Origin of the sequence: Pseudomonas sp. BF-R-30, from assembly GCF_019956175.1 — a bacterium.
Classification (GTDB): Bacteria; Pseudomonadota; Gammaproteobacteria; order Pseudomonadales; family Pseudomonadaceae; genus Aquipseudomonas; species Aquipseudomonas jessenii.
On sequence record NZ_JAHBDE010000013.1, the window covers coordinates 80,438 to 95,373 of the forward strand.

At 58.5% G+C, this 14,936-nt stretch carries 15 protein-coding genes and 2 pseudogenes; 5 read left to right on the forward strand and 12 right to left on the reverse strand.

The annotated features are described in order from the left end of the window. Window positions 1–52: 52 nt before the first annotated feature. From KGB20_RS09670 to KGB20_RS09685, 4 genes are all read right to left on the reverse strand, one after another. Complete coding sequence (locus KGB20_RS09670; RefSeq protein ID WP_090454527.1) at window positions 53–1,246, reverse strand: MFS transporter; 1,194 nt, start codon at window positions 1,244–1,246, stop codon at window positions 53–55. A gap of 193 nt (window positions 1,247–1,439) precedes the next feature. Further along, window positions 1,440–1,982 (reverse strand): histidine phosphatase family protein, encoded by a 543-nt coding sequence (locus tag KGB20_RS09675; RefSeq protein ID WP_218543223.1) that lies wholly within the window; start codon window positions 1,980–1,982, stop codon window positions 1,440–1,442. Window positions 1,983–2,152: 170 nt separating this feature from the next. Next, a complete protein-coding gene (locus KGB20_RS09680) occupies window positions 2,153–3,220 on the reverse strand; it encodes an SDR family oxidoreductase (RefSeq protein ID WP_090454530.1) in 1,068 nt (355 codons plus the stop codon). 3 nt (window positions 3,221–3,223) lie between these two features. Beyond that, window positions 3,224–3,643, reverse strand: a complete 420-nt coding sequence (locus KGB20_RS09685; RefSeq protein WP_090454531.1) for an ester cyclase — start codon at window positions 3,641–3,643, stop codon at window positions 3,224–3,226. Between the two features lie 116 nt (window positions 3,644–3,759). On the opposite strand from KGB20_RS09685, the gene KGB20_RS09690 reads away from it, so the two are divergent. Both KGB20_RS09690 and KGB20_RS09695 read left to right on the forward strand, forming a co-directional pair. Next, on the forward strand, window positions 3,760–4,662 hold the full coding sequence (locus KGB20_RS09690; protein WP_090454532.1) for a LysR family transcriptional regulator: 903 nt from the start codon (window positions 3,760–3,762) through the stop codon (window positions 4,660–4,662). 114 nt (window positions 4,663–4,776) lie between these two features. After that, window positions 4,777–5,319 (forward strand): annotated as a pseudogene (locus tag KGB20_RS09695) (DinB family protein). Window positions 5,320–5,658: 339 nt separating this feature from the next. Here KGB20_RS09695 and KGB20_RS09700 read toward each other — a convergent pair. Then, window positions 5,659–5,799: pseudogene (locus KGB20_RS09700) on the reverse strand (LysE family translocator); the annotation flags it as partial. A 350-nt stretch (window positions 5,800–6,149) separates the two neighbouring features. Between KGB20_RS09700 and KGB20_RS09710 the strand changes: the two are divergent. Further along, window positions 6,150–6,443: a hypothetical protein gene (locus KGB20_RS09710; protein WP_090454537.1), complete on the forward strand. Its 294-nt coding sequence runs from the start codon at window positions 6,150–6,152 to the stop codon at window positions 6,441–6,443. A 280-nt stretch (window positions 6,444–6,723) separates the two neighbouring features. Here KGB20_RS09710 and KGB20_RS09715 read toward each other — a convergent pair whose 3' ends face one another. The 6 genes from KGB20_RS09715 to KGB20_RS09740 all read right to left on the reverse strand — a co-directional run bounded on the left by KGB20_RS09715 (window position 6,724) and on the right by KGB20_RS09740 (window position 12,064). Then, on the reverse strand, window positions 6,724–6,849 hold the full coding sequence (locus tag KGB20_RS09715) for a helix-turn-helix domain-containing protein (protein ID WP_169721036.1): 126 nt from the start codon (window positions 6,847–6,849) through the stop codon (window positions 6,724–6,726). A gap of 140 nt (window positions 6,850–6,989) precedes the next feature. Then, window positions 6,990–8,186, reverse strand: coding sequence for an ABC transporter permease (locus KGB20_RS09720; RefSeq protein WP_218543183.1), 1,197 nt, complete (start codon window positions 8,184–8,186; stop codon window positions 6,990–6,992). Next, window positions 8,186–9,397 carry an ABC transporter permease gene (locus KGB20_RS09725; protein WP_218543186.1) on the reverse strand — a complete coding sequence of 404 codons (1,212 nt, stop codon included), beginning with the start codon at window positions 9,395–9,397 and terminating at the stop codon, window positions 8,186–8,188. Before KGB20_RS09725 ends, KGB20_RS09720 begins: the two co-directional genes overlap by 1 nt. Next, entirely contained in the window at window positions 9,397–10,083 is a 687-nt protein-coding gene (locus tag KGB20_RS09730; RefSeq protein ID WP_090454543.1) for an ABC transporter ATP-binding protein, read from the reverse strand. Before KGB20_RS09730 ends, KGB20_RS09725 begins: the two co-directional genes overlap by 1 nt. Beyond that, a complete protein-coding gene (locus KGB20_RS09735; protein WP_090454544.1) occupies window positions 10,080–11,231 on the reverse strand; it encodes an efflux RND transporter periplasmic adaptor subunit in 1,152 nt (383 codons plus the stop codon). The genes KGB20_RS09730 and KGB20_RS09735 overlap by 4 nt, the downstream gene beginning before the upstream one ends. A gap of 434 nt (window positions 11,232–11,665) precedes the next feature. After that, entirely contained in the window at window positions 11,666–12,064 is a 399-nt protein-coding gene (locus KGB20_RS09740; protein ID WP_090454546.1) for a hypothetical protein, read from the reverse strand. 178 nt (window positions 12,065–12,242) lie between these two features. Here KGB20_RS09740 and KGB20_RS09745 point away from each other — a divergent pair, with 178 nt between their 5' ends. After that, on the forward strand, window positions 12,243–13,016 hold the full coding sequence (locus KGB20_RS09745) for a ParA family protein (RefSeq protein WP_090454547.1): 774 nt from the start codon (window positions 12,243–12,245) through the stop codon (window positions 13,014–13,016). A 134-nt stretch (window positions 13,017–13,150) separates the two neighbouring features. Here KGB20_RS09745 and KGB20_RS09750 read toward each other — a convergent pair whose 3' ends face one another. Next, window positions 13,151–13,972, reverse strand: coding sequence for a CHAD domain-containing protein (locus KGB20_RS09750; protein WP_218543188.1), 822 nt, complete (start codon window positions 13,970–13,972; stop codon window positions 13,151–13,153). A 184-nt stretch (window positions 13,973–14,156) separates the two neighbouring features. Between KGB20_RS09750 and KGB20_RS09755 the strand changes: the two genes are divergently transcribed. After that, entirely contained in the window at window positions 14,157–14,753 is a 597-nt protein-coding gene (locus KGB20_RS09755; RefSeq protein ID WP_090457822.1) for a DJ-1/PfpI family protein, read from the forward strand. Window positions 14,754–14,936: the final 183 nt, after the last annotated feature.

Sequence of the window (14,936 nt, forward strand, 5' to 3'; positions counted from 1 at the left end):
GTCAGTTGTAGTGCCCCATGTGAGCCCTGGAGGCTAAGCCAGTCCCGCGGAACTAGCTTGTGCGTTCCTTAGTTGAATACCTGACGCGATGCTCGCTCAACATCAACGTCGCTATAGCAACCAGCACAGGTACAAAGGCAAGCGCACAGATAACGGTCCAACCGTATCGATTCAATATACCTCCCGATGCAAACGAGCCGAGTACCATGGCGCCAAAGACAATGAAATCATTGAGCGCTTGGACACTGTTTCTTTCGCTTGTTTTATGGCTCTGAAGGACGAGCGCAGAGGCGCCGACAAAACCGAAATTCCAACCAATCCCTAGAAGCACTAAACATAGATAAAAGTGGTAGGACTGCACACCGGCAAGCCCGACAGCAACAGAAGTGCCGGTTAACATCAACCCCATCAACACAACGCGGTTTGCCCCAAAACGGTGGATCAGATTTCCAGTGAAAAAACTGGGTGCGTACATTGCAATTACGTGCCACTGCAATGCCAGATTCGATGATTCCAGTGAAAGATCCTCATGCTTCATCGCTAGTGGGGCCGAAGTCATCAGGAAATTCATCAAGGTGTAAGTTATGACGCCACAGAGCATGGCGTTGATGAGTCGAGGCTGCCGAACAATCACCGCAAGCGGGCGACCTGGAGTACGAACAGCCGCCTCATGGCGTGGCAAATTGACACCTAGTAGCACCGCCGCCGAAACCACTGCCATTAATGCGGCCGCAACGTAAGTGGCGATAAACAGGTGTGACTCCCATAGGTCCATTGTATAGGTGACCGTCTGTGGGCCTAGTACTCCCGCCACTAGCCCGGCAGCCATGACGATTGAAAGCGCCCAGGGCTGCCTGTTTTCTGGAACGCATTCTGCGGCGGCGAAACGAAACGTCAGCACCACAGCGGCATAAGCGCCACCAAATAGCATCGCAGTACAGAAAATGAAGAAGGAAGACAAATAAATGCCAATCGCAGCCAGCACTCCCATCAGGATGCCGCACAACGCTCCCAGCATAAACACGAGACTGCGCCCATAGCGCTGCGCAATGGCACCGGCAGGTAGCGTGCAGCTCGCCATGCCCACGACAAAAATGGAGATAGGCAGCGTCGCCAATGCTTTATCCGGTGCAAGCATGTCTCCCACGATAGCGTCGGTTGCATAGACGATGACTGAGTTACCACCCGCCAATGCCTGGGCGGTTGCCAGTCGAAAAATGTTGCTGTTCCCAGATGTGGCCGACACGACTTCTCTCCCTTGAATGAGTCGTCCCTTAATGCAGCTGCAGCGTGCCGATTATCAATGAACACTAACGACCGCGCTGCCCCTTACGATATCCACGCGCCGCTACCGGCGCACGTCATCGACAAGGGCCTCCCGACAGGGGGTCTGCTAGCCCACGTCATGATGGCCAAGTTCGCCGACCATCTGCCGCCTATTACACACCGCCGTACTGATACACGGTCGCACTCCAATACTGGCTGCCGTTACCTTTTTGGCGAGCCCATCCGTCGGCTACCAGTTGATTGGCGATCATTCGATTCATAAAGCCATGACCGAGCAGCAGAACCGGTCCATCGCTGGCAAGGGACTGCAATCGTTTGGCTGCGGTGCTGGCGCGGATCCTCGCAGTGCCGGCGGATTCGACGTTGCGTGAGTAACCGCACAGCCATAAGACTCGAAGGATAAATGCCCAGGTAAACGGCGATAGCCGTGGCAGTTTCCAATGACCACAAGGCAGTTGTGCTTCGCAGAAAAGTGCGTCGACCAGTGCAGGCTTCAGGCCGAGCGCCTGGACGGAGGTCAGCGCACGAGGCGCGCTGCTTGAAACAATCACCGTGGCGGTTGCGGCGAGTTGCATACTGGCATGCGGGACCGGGTGGTGGGTAATTTCGGATCGGTCGTATTGCTCGATCCAGTCATTCATCTCGAGCGCTGAGATTTTGTCGGTTGCGGCCAGTTTTGGCTGGCCGTGACGCATCAGGATGATTTCCCTGTTCACCATTTTACGTCCTTGTTCTGGTGTGTGGTAAATGACCAGCAAGTGCGGTTTCGGGAGCTCAAGGTACGCCTAGCGTACCCGCATAAAACCGCACAATGAGGCTCGAGATTATCGGCTTTGGGACTGGATGGTAATCCCGTCTGCGAAAGTCAGTTGTCGACCATGACCGATGAGCTTTTTTTCTTCGAGGCGCGCGCACTGTGCTTTTCAAACCAGCCGTGATCGCGGTACCACGCCACGGTGTCAGTGATGGTCAGCTCTAGCGCCCGGAAACTCAGGCCAAGCTCCTGTTCACTCTTGCGGTGGTTGAAGCAGGTGCGGTACTCCTCTCGTATCAACAGGCGCAACGTGGCCATGCTCAGCAGAATGGGCTTGCCAGTAAGGCGCGCATAGATCTCCTGCACAACCGCCAAGGTGTATAGAAAGGGCAGCGGTAGTTGTCGAACGGGCGTCTTGACGCCAGCGATACGTCCTAGAACAGGGACCAGCTGACGCATCGTCATATGCCGGCCCGCCGCGAGATAGCGCTCACCTCGTCGGCCATGTTTGGCGGCAGCAATCAGCGCCCCTGCCACATCACGGGCATCGACAACGGAGAAGGTGCCAGGGATCAGCCCGGGCAACTTGCCGTTCACGACATCGTTGACCAATTGTCCGGAGGAGGTCGGGCCAATGTCGGCAGGACCCCACATCCAACCGGGCAGGACCATGCAGGCATGCATCTCGGGATGTGCTTCCAGGAACGACAAGATGACACGGTCGGCGAGGATCTTGCTGCGGTAATAGTCATCCGCGTCGGCGTCGGCCCGCAGACATGTCTCATCGATGGACATACCAGGTGCGCCGTCGAGCACAGCAATGGAAGACGTATGGACGAACCGTCGTATACCGGCGCGGTAGGCCTGGTTAAGCAGGCGCCGCGTACCAGACACATTGATCTTTTCAAGTTCTTTCCAGTGGCTGCCGCCCTTGTAGTTATCGCGAAAGAACGCCGCGGTGTGAAACACCGTATCGCAGCCTTGCAGCGATGCTGCGAATGCGTCGACATCGGCCATGTCACCAACGACCAGCTCCACCCCCGGCAGATTGTTGAACTGCTGTTCACCTTTGGCTCTTGAGCGGACCAGGCCTTTGACCGTGTAGCCACGAGCGACCAATTCACGCACCAGGTTGTTGCCCAGTAAGCCGGTTGCTCCAGTAACAAATGCGCTACGCATGGCTCAACCCTCACCCTGTTCGGCTAACGGCATCAACACCGCACTGTCGAAGAAGGCCTCTTCACGGATGGCCAGTCCGTTTCTGAAGGTGAAGTGTGCGGCGTAGTGCACGGTAATATGGCGTCCGTGGGGTGGAATCACCCGGCCTGGCAGCACCAAAGGTGCGGCGAAGGTGCCGGTCAGTAAGGCAGTCAGCGCCAAAAAATCTTCAGCGACCATGAATGGGGTGAAGGTCACTTGGGCATCAGGGAACGCTTCGAACAGCGCAGTCTCTCGTTTGCGCATGGATTCGCGACCGGTTTGAATCCCCATACCATCGAGGTAGATGAAGTCTTCGCAAACCAACGCAAGCATCGCCTCCACATCACGGTGATTGAAGGCTCTTGAGGCGCGCTCCGCATAGTCGTTGGGGCCAGTAGTCATACAATCCATTCCATTCGTTTCGAGGGCCTGTAGATATACCTTTGAGGCCTCTACCGAAAAACAGCGACTACTGCATAATGGATTTGCACATATGCAGACCAGGGAGGACAGGACGCATGGCGTTGCAAGCAAATTGGGACGATCTTCGTCTGCTGTTGGCAGTCTCGCGGCGTGGCAGCTTCCTTCAAGCTGGCCAGTTGCTGGGTATCGCGGCGTCTACCGTGTCCCGCCGCCTGACCCAACTTGAGGTCGCACTGGGCGAGCCACTCGTCGAGCGCGGCGTTGAAGGATGCTGGTTGACCTCGCGGGGCCAATCCCTCGTGGAAGTTGCCCTGGCTGCGGAAGCTGGCTTGAGGCGTCAAACCGCTGCTGGCATATCCGAGCTGCACACAGAGCTATCTGGCAGTGTCCTGGTCAGTGCAGGAGAGGGGTTCTCGTCTTGTGTGCTGGAGGCCGCGAGTCGCTTCACTTCTCTGCACCCGCGTTGCTCGGTGGAGCTGATGGTAACAGCCGACTTTCACAAGATCGTCCGCGGCGTGGCAGACATTGCTGTGCGTACAGCTCATCTGGGTGAGCCGTCGCTGATTTATCGACCAATAGGCCGGCTCGCCTACGGTGTCTTCGCTGATGCAGGTTATCTGAAGCGGTTTCCGGGGGTGACCCCGGCCACTGCGGTCAATATTGCCTTGCTTCCCCCACTGGACATGTTGCCGCAAATGCGTGCGGCAAAGGCCGGTGGTCTGGACCGCGCGCAGATCAGCGTGAACTCGTTCGCCGTGCAGCTCGAATCGGTGAGGCGAGGTATGGGGGTGGCCGTACTGCCCCGTATATTGGCGAAGGATCTGATCGGGTTGTTCCCGGATCTCCACCTTCCAGATATGGAGGTCTATCTGGTGACTCGGCCTCAGGCATTAAAGCAGGCCCACATCAAATGTTTTTTTGCCATCCTGGAGCAGGTGCTTCTCGAAGCCCTATCCATAGAAAATGTCGAAGGTTGCCTCTTAGGGGGTGAACCGTGAGTATCGGAACAATAACGATCTCTACTGCGTACGGGTCACCGTGCAATAGACTGGGTTTTGCGATGAACGTGGAGCGTGGAGCGCTTATCAAATACCCACTCAAAGGATGAGCACATGAGCCGTACCGGCCATATCTGCCTGATGGCGACCTATAACAAATGGATGAACGAAAAGATCTATGGAGCGGCCAGGTGCTTGTCCGATGATGAGCTCTCAGCTGATAGAAAAGCGTTCTTCAGGTCGATTCTCGGGACGCTAAACCACGTGGCAGCCGGAGACACTGTGTGGCTAAAGCGATTCGCCAAACATCCAGCGAACCACTCGGCATTGGAGCCGGTCAGGCGACTTTCTGATCCGAAAAACCTTGACCAAGCGTTGTTCTCTACTATTTGAGAACTCTCAGTATATCAAGAGAGGCTTGATCAGATAATCGTCGAATGGGCTAACTCTATTACAGAGTCCGATCTAGACCATACCCTCCATTACGCCAGCTTGAAGGGTGTAGTGTCCGACAAGGATTTTTACGGCCTGGTGATGCATTTCTTCAACCATCAGACCCATCACCGTGGCCAGGTTACTACGCTGCTTTCACAGGCTGGTGTCGACATAGGTGATACAGATTTAGTCGTCCTCATCCCATCCCGATCCAGCGTATGAAGAAAAGCTGGATACCAGTATTGAGAATTCACAGCCAAAGAGGGCAATTCGATTCGGATCGCACTGATTGCATCGCTGTTGCCCTGGCTTAATCGATGACGAACACCTTCGCACCGCTGGTGGTGAACGAGCGCTCTCCCACGGCGTCGTTGCCCACCTGATAGCTTATCCCGGAGGAGGGCAAGGTGAACTTGCGACGATCCTCCAGTGCGTGGCTTACGCAAACCCGCGCGGATCTTTTTCTAGCGCGCCCGATGCGCTAACCGCAAACAGCCCGGTTTAGCGTCACCCTTCGACGGCCATGCGCATGGCCAAGCCCGCGAGAACTGTCCCCATCAGTCAGCACTGCACGATCTGCCACACGGGCCTGCTTGCGAGGAATGTCGAAATGGAGCCAGCCATGACAGCAATCAGGGCGTTGACGTTCACGCTAATGACGATCTGTGTAAAGCCAAGCACGATGGATTGCGCTAGCACGCTGCTGTCCATTTTCGCGAGCCTTTCCGAGGTCCACTTTTAATCGTTAATCAACTATCCACACTTGGCTACGCGGACACTGGCCCTCAAGGGCGAATACTTCGACGCGATCAAGGCGGGCACCAAGCCTGAAGAATTTCGCCTGCTAACGCCGTATTGGCGTAAGCGCTTGGAAGGCCGAAGCTATGAACGCATCGAGCTGACCAAGGGCTACCCAGCGCGTGGTGATCAAACCCGGCGATTGTCTCCTCCATGGCGCGGATATCGCGTGACTACTATCACTCACCCGCACTTTGGCTCTGAGCCTGTCCTGGTGTTCGCGATCAACGTAAACCTGTAGGAATTTATCCTCTATGGACACTCTGAATTCTGAGGACTTGTTGCGGGATTTCTCGCGATTGCCTGCCTTGGTCGACGGAGTTCGTTACGTCATCGCCGAGCGTGCCCATGGGGCTGCTGAACATCTGAATATCTACGGTGCGCACCCCGTGTATGTGGCGAAGAACGATTCTTGGCGTTTCCCCAATGGGGATTGTCGCCGCCGTGACGATCGGGACCTGTGGATTTTATCTGACGAATTCCCAGCTGCTGTTGATAGAGCGTGGGACCGCAATCGACTCAGAACCACCGGAATATTCCAAGCCTGAAGTTCGAGGAATAGCTCATTGCTCACTGTCGTGACGGCATGCTGGCCTCATCAGTAACCACATGAGGCCGTAGGCTATGAGCGCAGCAGTTGAGTTTTCAATCATGATTGACGGTGAGCAGATCCAGGGTTGGGTAGTTAAGGATGGGAAGTCATACAGTGCGTATGCGGAATTTCGCGGTGGCCTAATAGATGTTCGTGGTTCCACCAAGGCTAGCGCTGAAAGCAACTGGCGCGAAGAAGCGAACCACAAGGCAAACCAATAGGATATGTCGCCCAGGTTAACGAAAGCCCCTCCAGTCGGGGCCAAAGTTCAACAGACGGACGATCTCGCTCTGGCTCATGTCGTGCAGTTGGCCGATCTGGATCGTGACGCGCTCTTCAACGCTGAGTTCGTGATAATACATGGCAACACCCTACCGAAGCGGTCAGGTGTTGCACTCAGTTTTTGCCGCCGCCAACCAATTAAAATCACCGGCCCAGCGCCGGCGTTTTCGTTATCGTCACGCAGCGTACAGCTAGCCCGTCAGGCTCATTGGCCTGGCCGCTATTCACTGCGCAGAGCCGCCACCGGATGCAGGCGGGCCGCCCGCAGTGCCGGTGCCAGACCGGCGAGAATGCCGAGCACCGCCGCCAGCAGCAGCGCCAGCAGCAGAAACAGCGGCTGCAGCGCCAAGGGCAGGCTCGGCATGGCCAGATGCAGTAGCCCGAGCAGGAGGCCCATCAACAGCAGACCAAGCAGACCACCGGCCAGGGACAGCAGCGTCGCTTCGGCGAGAAACAGCCCGAGCACCTGCCGCGGACTGGCACCAATCGCCCGCAACAGGCCGATTTCCGCCGTGCGCTCGCCCACAGTGGTAGTCATGATGGTGAGAATGCCGACGGCGCCGACCAACAGGGAAATGCCCCCCAAGGCACCGATGGCCAGGCTCAGGGTGCCGAGAACGCGGTTGAAGCTGCGCAGCATGTCGTCCTGGGTGCTCAGACTGAAGTCCTCCACGCCGTGCCGTTCGCCGAGTACCTGGCGAATCTGCCGACTCAACGCCCGCGAAGTGGTGCCGGCGCCGAACACCACATGGACCTTGACCACCCCGGTGCGGTTGAACAGGCTTTCGGCCCAATCCACCGGGATGTAGGCGATATCGTCGAGGTTGAAGCCGAGCAACTGGCCCTTCTCCGCCATCACGCCGATCACCCGGAAACGCACGCCGCCGACGCGGATCAGCTCGCCCAGCGGATTGCGTGCACCGAACAGCTCGACACGCAGCTGATGGCCGAGCACCACATAGGGCGGCGAACGACCGTCACGGGCCACGGGCAGGAACTCGCCCAGGCTCAACTCCATGCGCCAGGCCTGCGCCAGCTGATGGCCGCCACCGAGAATGTCGCTGCGCCGGCTCAGTTGACCGAACTGGATATCCCCGCTGCCCTGAATGATCGGCACCGCCGCCTCGACATGCGGCAAGCGCCGCAGGGCGTCGGTATCACTGATAGACAGTGGCCGTACGCTGCCGAGCAGACCGCCGAGGCCGCTGGTCTGGGTCTTGCCCGGACGCACGGTGATGATCCGCGTACCAAACTGCGAGAAGTTCTCCAGCACATAGCCGCGCACGCCTTCGCCTATGGCCGTGAGCAGCGCCACAGCGGCTATCCCGATCGCTACCCCGAGCAGGGTCAGCAGGCTGCGCAAGGGTCGACAGGTCAGCGCCGAGCTGGTCAGCCGGAAACCATCTTGCCAGCGCATCAGTGCGCTCCCGGCGGGCGTAGCGCCGCCACCGGCTCCAGCGCCGAGGCCCGAGCGGCCGGCAGCCAGGCGAACAGCAGCGCCGTGCCGAGTGCCAGCAGCACCGCGCTAGCCCGCGCCCACCAGGGTGCATAGAGCGGCAGATCGAACGCCAGCCGCCCCAGCCAGAGCAAGGTTTCGGCCAGAAGTAGCCCCGCCAGCGCCCCCGTCAGGGCGAGCAGCGCCGCCTCGCCGAGGAACAGCAGGCGCAGCTGCGCCGCCGTCACACCTATGGCTTTGAGCAGGCCGATCTCGGCGCTGCGCTGGCTCACCGCAATCCAGGTCACGTTCATGATCAGGATGCCTGCCACCAGCAGGCTGATAGCGGCAATCCCGGCCACCGCCAGGGTCAGCACCGCGAGTATCTCGTCGAAGGCACTGAGCAGGCTGTCCTGGCTGATCAGGGTAATGTCTTCCTCACCCTCGTGGCGCTCCTTGAGCGCGGCGAGTATCAGCCGCTTGCTACGCTCGAGAAAGCTCGGACCACGCACCTCGACAAACACCCGCAACAACCCCTCGCGATTGAACAAGGCCTGGGCACTGGCCACCGGGATGATCAACATCTCGGCGAAATCCATCCCCAGGGATTCGCCCCGCTCACCGAGGATGCCGACCACCCGGAAGCGCCGGTCGCCGGCGCGCAACCATTCACCCAGGGCCGGGCGCGCACCGAATAGCTCGCGCCGGAGTTTGCCGCCGATCACGCAGACGGCCTCAGCCTGCTCAGGGTCCAGCGCCGGCAGGGGCTGGCCCTGGACGACCGTCAGTTGGCGAATGGCGAAGAAGTCCCGGGTGGTGCCCAGGGTCAGCACCTCACGATTGCGGTTGCCGACTATCACCTCCATCTGCCCGGCCTGCAGCGGCGCGACCCGGCGGATGCCCGGCAACTGGGTGATGGCCTGGAAGTCCTGCAAGGTCAACTCGTGCGGCGTCAGGCCGGTGAGCGGCGGCATGCGCCCCGAGGTTTCCTTGCGGCCCGGGAAAACGATCAGGATGTCGCGCCCGAGCAGCGAGAACTCGTTCAGGACGAAGGCCCGCGCCCCCGCGCCGAGACCGGTGAGCAGATTGACCGCCACCACCCCGATAGCGATGGCCAGCAGCAGCATCAGGCTGCGCGAGCGATGCCCACGCAAGGCGCCGAGCCAGAAGCCCAGGGCATCGGCAGCGCGCATCAGGCCAGCGCCCGCTGCGGCGCAGCACTGTGGATCCGCCCGTCACGCATGTGTAACTGGCGCTGCGCGCGGGCGCCCAGGCTGGCGTCGTGGGTCACCACTATCAGGGTCAGGCCCTCGCCGTTGAGCTCCTCCAGCAGGCTGAAGACCTCGGCGCCGGCCTGGCTATCGAGATTGCCGGTGGGCTCGTCGGCCAACAACAGCGCCGGTTGCATGACCATCGCCCGGGCGATGGCGACGCGCTGGCGCTGACCACCGGACAGCTCGGCCGGGCGGTGGGCAATGCGCTCGCCCAGCCCCAGACGCGCCACCAATTGGCTGCTGCGCTTGTGCCGTTGCGCCGCGCCGATGCCGGCGAGGACCATCGGCAGCTCGATGTTTTCCAGCACCGTCAGCCGTGCGATCAGGTGGTAGGACTGGAACACGAAACCTATCAGTTGGCTGCGCAATTGAGCGCGCCGCGCCTCGCTCAGCGTCGCCGTGGCCTCGCCTTGCAGCCAGTATTCGCCGGCGCTCGGCGCATCGAGCAAACCGAGGATGTTCAGCAGGGTCGACTTGCCCGAGCCCGACGGGCCCATCACCGCCATGTAGTCACCGGCGGCGATGTCCAGATCCAGGCCGTCCAGCCCCATCACCTGCTGCTCGCCCAACTGGAAGCTGCGGCTGCCGCCGCGCAGGCGGATCATTGCTCAGTCTCCGCCGCATCCACCGGGATCACCGCCACGGTGTCCTTGAGCCCTTCCTGCTCGAGGCTGGCGACTATACGCGCGTCCTCGTCCAGCCCTGCGAGCACCTCGGTCCAGCGCCAGTTGCTCAACCCGGTTTGCACCTCCACCTCCCGCAACACCCGGGCGCTCGGGTCATATCGCAGCACGCGCTGCCCCTCCAGCAGGGTCTCGGTGGGGATGCGCAAAGCACGTGCGCGCTGCTCCAAGAGGATCTCGACATCGGCGCTATAGCCGGTGAGCAGGACCAGATCGGCCGGCGGCTGGTCGAAGCGCACCTCGACATCGACGGTGCGCGCCTGCTTCTCCAGTTCACGCACATAGGGCGCGATGCGGCTGACGCGGCCGGCGAAATGCTGACCACGGAAGGCATCCAGGCTGATCCGCACGGCGGTTCCGGGGCGAACCCGGGCAGCGTCCACCTCATCGATCGGCGCCTCGACATACAGGCAGCTGTCGTCGATCAGGTCGACCGCCGGCGGCGTGGGAATACCCGGCGGCGAAGGGGTGACGAACTCGCCGAGTTCGCCGTTGATTTCTGCGACTATGCCGGCGAATGGCGCACGCAGGGTCGTCTGCTCCAGCAGTGAACGCTGCAACTGCAGGCTGGCGTCGGCCTCGCGGATCAGCACGGCACTGGCACTGCACATCAGCTTCGCCAGGTGAGCCTTGGTCTCGGCCTGATCGAGGCGATCGGCGGCAACCAACTTGCGGTCGGCCAGATGGCCCAGGCGATCGAGGTCGCGTCGGTCCAGATGGGCCTGCTGGCAGCGCTGTTCGCGGGCGTTGCGTTGGGCCTCCAGCCGCGCCTCGGCCTCCTGCAGCCGGGCCTGTTGCTCGTCCTGCCGCAGGCGCATGAGCACCTGACCCGGCTGGACCCGCTGGCCCTCGCCGATCAGCAACTCGGCAACCTGGCCGCCGACATTGAAGGACAGATGCGAGCGTCGACAGGACTTCAGCGTACCCGCGCGAGTGTTGGCCACCAGCGTCTCCACCGGCCCCCGCTCAACCTCTAGCAGCCTGACCGGCAACGGCTGTGGTCGACTCAACCAGCCGCCCAGCACCACCAGACAGGCCAGCATCGACGAGCCAATCAATAATTTGCGCATGGACTGCACCTCCTCCCCACATGGCTTGAGCCTAGGTCAGGAGGGTAAAAGCTCAACGCGAAACGCCATTTATCCGACGTTTTTCAGACGAGCGTCAGATAAATGGCGAATGAGATTTATTTCTCTCGCAACTGCTATTCCCCAGCCATGCCAACTCAATAAAATTCCTTGCCGCGGCGACGCTACGACGTCGAAATATCCCCGGAAACTGTGCCACGCTTTGCCCATACCCGAATGTCTTCAAGCGACCCTAGGCTGTCGTCAGCAGAGGACGCAGGGTGTGTGATCCGTTGTGCATCTAATGGTCGTGGAATCACAAGACTCCAGCACTCACCGAATTATTGTAATTGGCCGTAGGCGATTGCCAATCTGTTGTGGACGCTGGATTACGCTATAAAGGCATCTAAGCGGTTGGAACTGAACAACCATTCGATTCAGTAAAGAGGAAGGAACCTATGTCTTTTAGTGACTATTGGAAAGGCCCAGCGCATCGGCAACGTGCGGATGAACTGGACGCCCAGCTTACGGACCTTCAGGCGCGCCATGCGGAGCTGCAATTGCTCACTAAGAAGATCGGCGCCATGGAGGTTTTGGAAGTCCAGAGCCTGATCGAGGAAGAAAAAGGGAAGCTTGCTGCTGTCCGCCAGGAAACGCAATTCGCTCATCAGGAGCTGGCAGCGCTCGCTCAACCGATCGACCTTGGCATAGGCCGCAGTGACGCTTGAAGGCACCAGCGGATCGAATTCGATCCCTTCCATCTCAATATCCAGTCGTTTCAACACAGATTCGGCGTCCAGGATCTGGTGGCGTATTTCATCCGGCGAGCATTGCATTGTCGACCTCCTTGTAATGCCATAAGTACAGACACATTTCTCATTAACTGCAGTCGGGTGACGCAGTCAGGGCATGGCAGCCGCTGTCTTAAAACTGAAATAAAATTGTCGCGTAGAAATATTACTGAAATGTTTCAGTCCTATGATCAAGGGAGATCTTTTTCAGGTTACCTCCCTCATGCGTCGAGCTGTGTTCAATCAAAAAGGGGGCGTTGGCAAATCCAGCATCGCCTGCAATCTCGCGGCTGTCAGTGCTGCCGAAGGCTGCAGGACGTTGCTGGTAGATCTCGATCCTCAGGCTAACTCGACCCACTACCTGACAGGGCTGACCGGCGATGATATCCCCATGGGGATTGCCGATTTTTTCAAGCAAACCTTATCTAGCGGCCCGGCCAGCAAAAAGAATCGGGTGGCCATCACTGCTACTCGCTACGACAATCTGCACCTGGTCACGGCCAGCCACGAGCTTGCCGACCTGCAGTCAAAGCTTGAGTCAAAATTCAAGATCAACAAGCTGCGTCGCTTGTTGGTGGAGCTTTCTGAAGATTACGAACGCATTTATATCGATACGCCGCCGTCCCTGAGTTTCTATACGTTCAGCGCACTGATCGCCGCCGACCGCGTGTTGATTCCATTCGATTGCGACAGCTTTTCTCGTCAGGCGCTCTACAACGTCATCGCCCAAGTGGCCGAGTTGCAAGCAGGCCATAATGAGTCGTTGATCGTGGAAGGTGTGGTGGTCAACCAATTTGTGGCGCGTGCCAGCGTGCACCAACTGCTGATCGACGAGTTGGTGGCCGAAGGCTTGCCCGTGTTGCCGGTTTATTTGAGCAGCACGGTCAAAATGCGGGAGTCCCATGAAGCGTCGGTGCCCATGATCCACCTGGCGCCACGCCATAAGCTTTCATTGGAATTCGTCAGCCTGTTTTCCGCTTTGGAAAGAGCCGGTTGATCGTAAGAGCAAGGTTGAAATTTCAGCGTTTGACGATGGGATAGCATGCCTTGGCTCCCCATCTGATTTCGTGCGCTGAACATAAAATTGAAATCGAAATGCCAGTACGATAACTCGCGCGCAATCGATAGCTCTTACTTCGAATCAGCTCCTGTTTTCCTGGCCACCTTTGGGACGGCCATTTTTTTGCCAGAGATTTTTGGAAGCAGCATTTTCAGTTTTTGCATTTCGTCCTCGGCTTGTCGAAGTTCACCGGTGGAAGCCTCCGCCCACAGGTGCTCCAGCGGCTTGAGATCAGGCTCAAGTTTTACCTTGAGACACCACTGGAAATGGTCATGCCAGGATCCCAGTGCCGATTGCACCGCCTTCAAGGATTTCGCCGCCTTCGTCGACAGCGGGGACAATTGCGGGAATGCTTCGGTAAGGTAGCGAGTGCGCTTTACCAAAATTCTCAATTCGTGCCGGTCATACTGCTCATCGTCCAAAGCGCAATGGAGCTTGTCGATTTGCTTGGTCAGCGCCTTGACGATGACCTGTTTCATTACCCTTGAATCATTACTTGGTTCTGATGCCCTGAATGCAGAAGGCCATTGATCCAAGGCTGCGAACAATCCATCCAGCGCGGGATCATTGAGTATTTTTCGATAATCTGTTTTTAAGCGAGAAAGCCTGGTGGCCGCCGCTTCAGGCATGCCCCGAAGCTCAAGTTCGCTGGCCATTACTTCCAGATCCCGCGCCGGTGTCGTCAGCCGACCCACCTCGGCGGCAGCCTCGCGAAGTGCGGTCATTTCCTTCAATGAGCGCCATGGCGTTAGCAGGCTTCGGATTCGTCTAACGGCGATCCTTAAATCGTGCAAGGCCTCGCTGTCTGTCTCTGCTTCCAGACGACTACGTGCATGGAACAGAGCGACCTCAAGGCCGAGAATTTCTTTTACGTATGTGTCGATGAATGCCATCAGATTCGCCTGTGCCCACGTCCGTAATCAGTACAAAGCCTAGATCTTTATCGGGAGTCGGTGATGCAGATTGTTACTGCCATATTGCGGTAGTGGGTCAGAGTGTATCCATGACAATTTTTTGAATGTATTGGTTGTTAGATCCTACGATGGGCCACAAGATTTCTCTGGTATGAGGCTCACAATGCACATCGCCATCCTTACTTTCGAAGGTTTCAACGAACTTGATTCGCTCATCGCGTTCGGCATCCTCAACCGGGTTCAACAGCCTGGTTGGCGAGTGTCTATCGCCAGCCCCACGGACAAGGTGCTGTCGATGAACGGCCTGACGATCGAGGCGCAGATGTCGTTGGAGGACGCATGCGGCGCGGACGCTGTGCTGGTGGGTAGTGGGAGAATGACCCGGGATGTCGTCGCGAATGCCGCGCTGATGTCTCGCCTGAAGCTTGATCCTGCGCGCCAACTCCTGGGCGCCCAGTGCTCGGGCGCACTCATACTTGCAAAGCTGGGCCTGCTGGACGACGTTCCGGCCTGCACGGATCTAATCACCAAACCATGGGTTGAGGAGGCTGGCGTGGCGGTGCTCAATCAACCGTTCGTGGCCAAGGGCAATGTCGCAACCGCTGGTGGGTGCTTGTCGTCGCCGTATCTGGCCGCCTGGTTCATCTCGCGTCTTGCAGGTGAGGAGGCCGCACGCAGTGCGCTTCATTACGTTGCCCCAGTGGGGGAGAAGGACATTTACATAACGCGTGCGATGGCGAATATTTCGCAGTTTCTTTAAGGTGAGCAATGACCGCTAATGGCAGGTTTCTGCCTCTGCTGATCGGCAGCTATTGGCCCAGAGTGTGTAAAAACGCCTTCGTGAACCCTTGCTATGATTTCTGAGGAATTCATCGCAGGGATCGCCCATGAAGCGCTTTATCCAAGGTGAACATCGAGGCCAAGGTACCTTACTTCCCGAAAG

What these genes read in the sequence shown, in the direction of transcription:
- KGB20_RS09680 (WP_090454530.1), bottom strand. Translation starts at nt 3,220, where the DNA reads ATGCGTAGCGCATTTGTTACTGGAGCAACCGGCTTACTGGGCAACAAC.
- KGB20_RS09715 (WP_169721036.1), bottom strand. Translation starts at nt 6,849, where the DNA reads ATGTATTATCACGAACTCAGCGTTGAAGAGCGCGTCACGATCCAGATC.
- KGB20_RS09710 (WP_090454537.1), top strand. Translation starts at nt 6,150, where the DNA reads ATGGACACTCTGAATTCTGAGGACTTGTTGCGGGATTTCTCGCGATTG.
- KGB20_RS09735 (WP_090454544.1), bottom strand. Translation starts at nt 11,231, where the DNA reads ATGCGCAAATTATTGATTGGCTCGTCGATGCTGGCCTGTCTGGTGGTG.
- KGB20_RS09750 (WP_218543188.1), bottom strand. Translation starts at nt 13,972, where the DNA reads ATGGCATTCATCGACACATACGTAAAAGAAATTCTCGGCCTTGAGGTC.
- KGB20_RS09730 (WP_090454543.1), bottom strand. Translation starts at nt 10,083, where the DNA reads ATGATCCGCCTGCGCGGCGGCAGCCGCAGCTTCCAGTTGGGCGAGCAG.
- KGB20_RS09690 (WP_090454532.1), top strand. Translation starts at nt 3,760, where the DNA reads ATGGCGTTGCAAGCAAATTGGGACGATCTTCGTCTGCTGTTGGCAGTC.
- KGB20_RS09685 (WP_090454531.1), bottom strand. Translation starts at nt 3,643, where the DNA reads ATGACTACTGGCCCCAACGACTATGCGGAGCGCGCCTCAAGAGCCTTC.
- KGB20_RS09755 (WP_090457822.1), top strand. Translation starts at nt 14,157, where the DNA reads ATGCACATCGCCATCCTTACTTTCGAAGGTTTCAACGAACTTGATTCG.
- KGB20_RS09740 (WP_090454546.1), bottom strand. Translation starts at nt 12,064, where the DNA reads ATGCAATGCTCGCCGGATGAAATACGCCACCAGATCCTGGACGCCGAA.
- KGB20_RS09720 (WP_218543183.1), bottom strand. Translation starts at nt 8,186, where the DNA reads ATGCGCTGGCAAGATGGTTTCCGGCTGACCAGCTCGGCGCTGACCTGT.
- KGB20_RS09725 (WP_218543186.1), bottom strand. Translation starts at nt 9,397, where the DNA reads ATGCGCGCTGCCGATGCCCTGGGCTTCTGGCTCGGCGCCTTGCGTGGG.
- KGB20_RS09675 (WP_218543223.1), bottom strand. Translation starts at nt 1,982, where the DNA reads ATGCGTCACGGCCAGCCAAAACTGGCCGCAACCGACAAAATCTCAGCG.
- KGB20_RS09745 (WP_090454547.1), top strand. Translation starts at nt 12,243, where the DNA reads ATGCGTCGAGCTGTGTTCAATCAAAAAGGGGGCGTTGGCAAATCCAGC.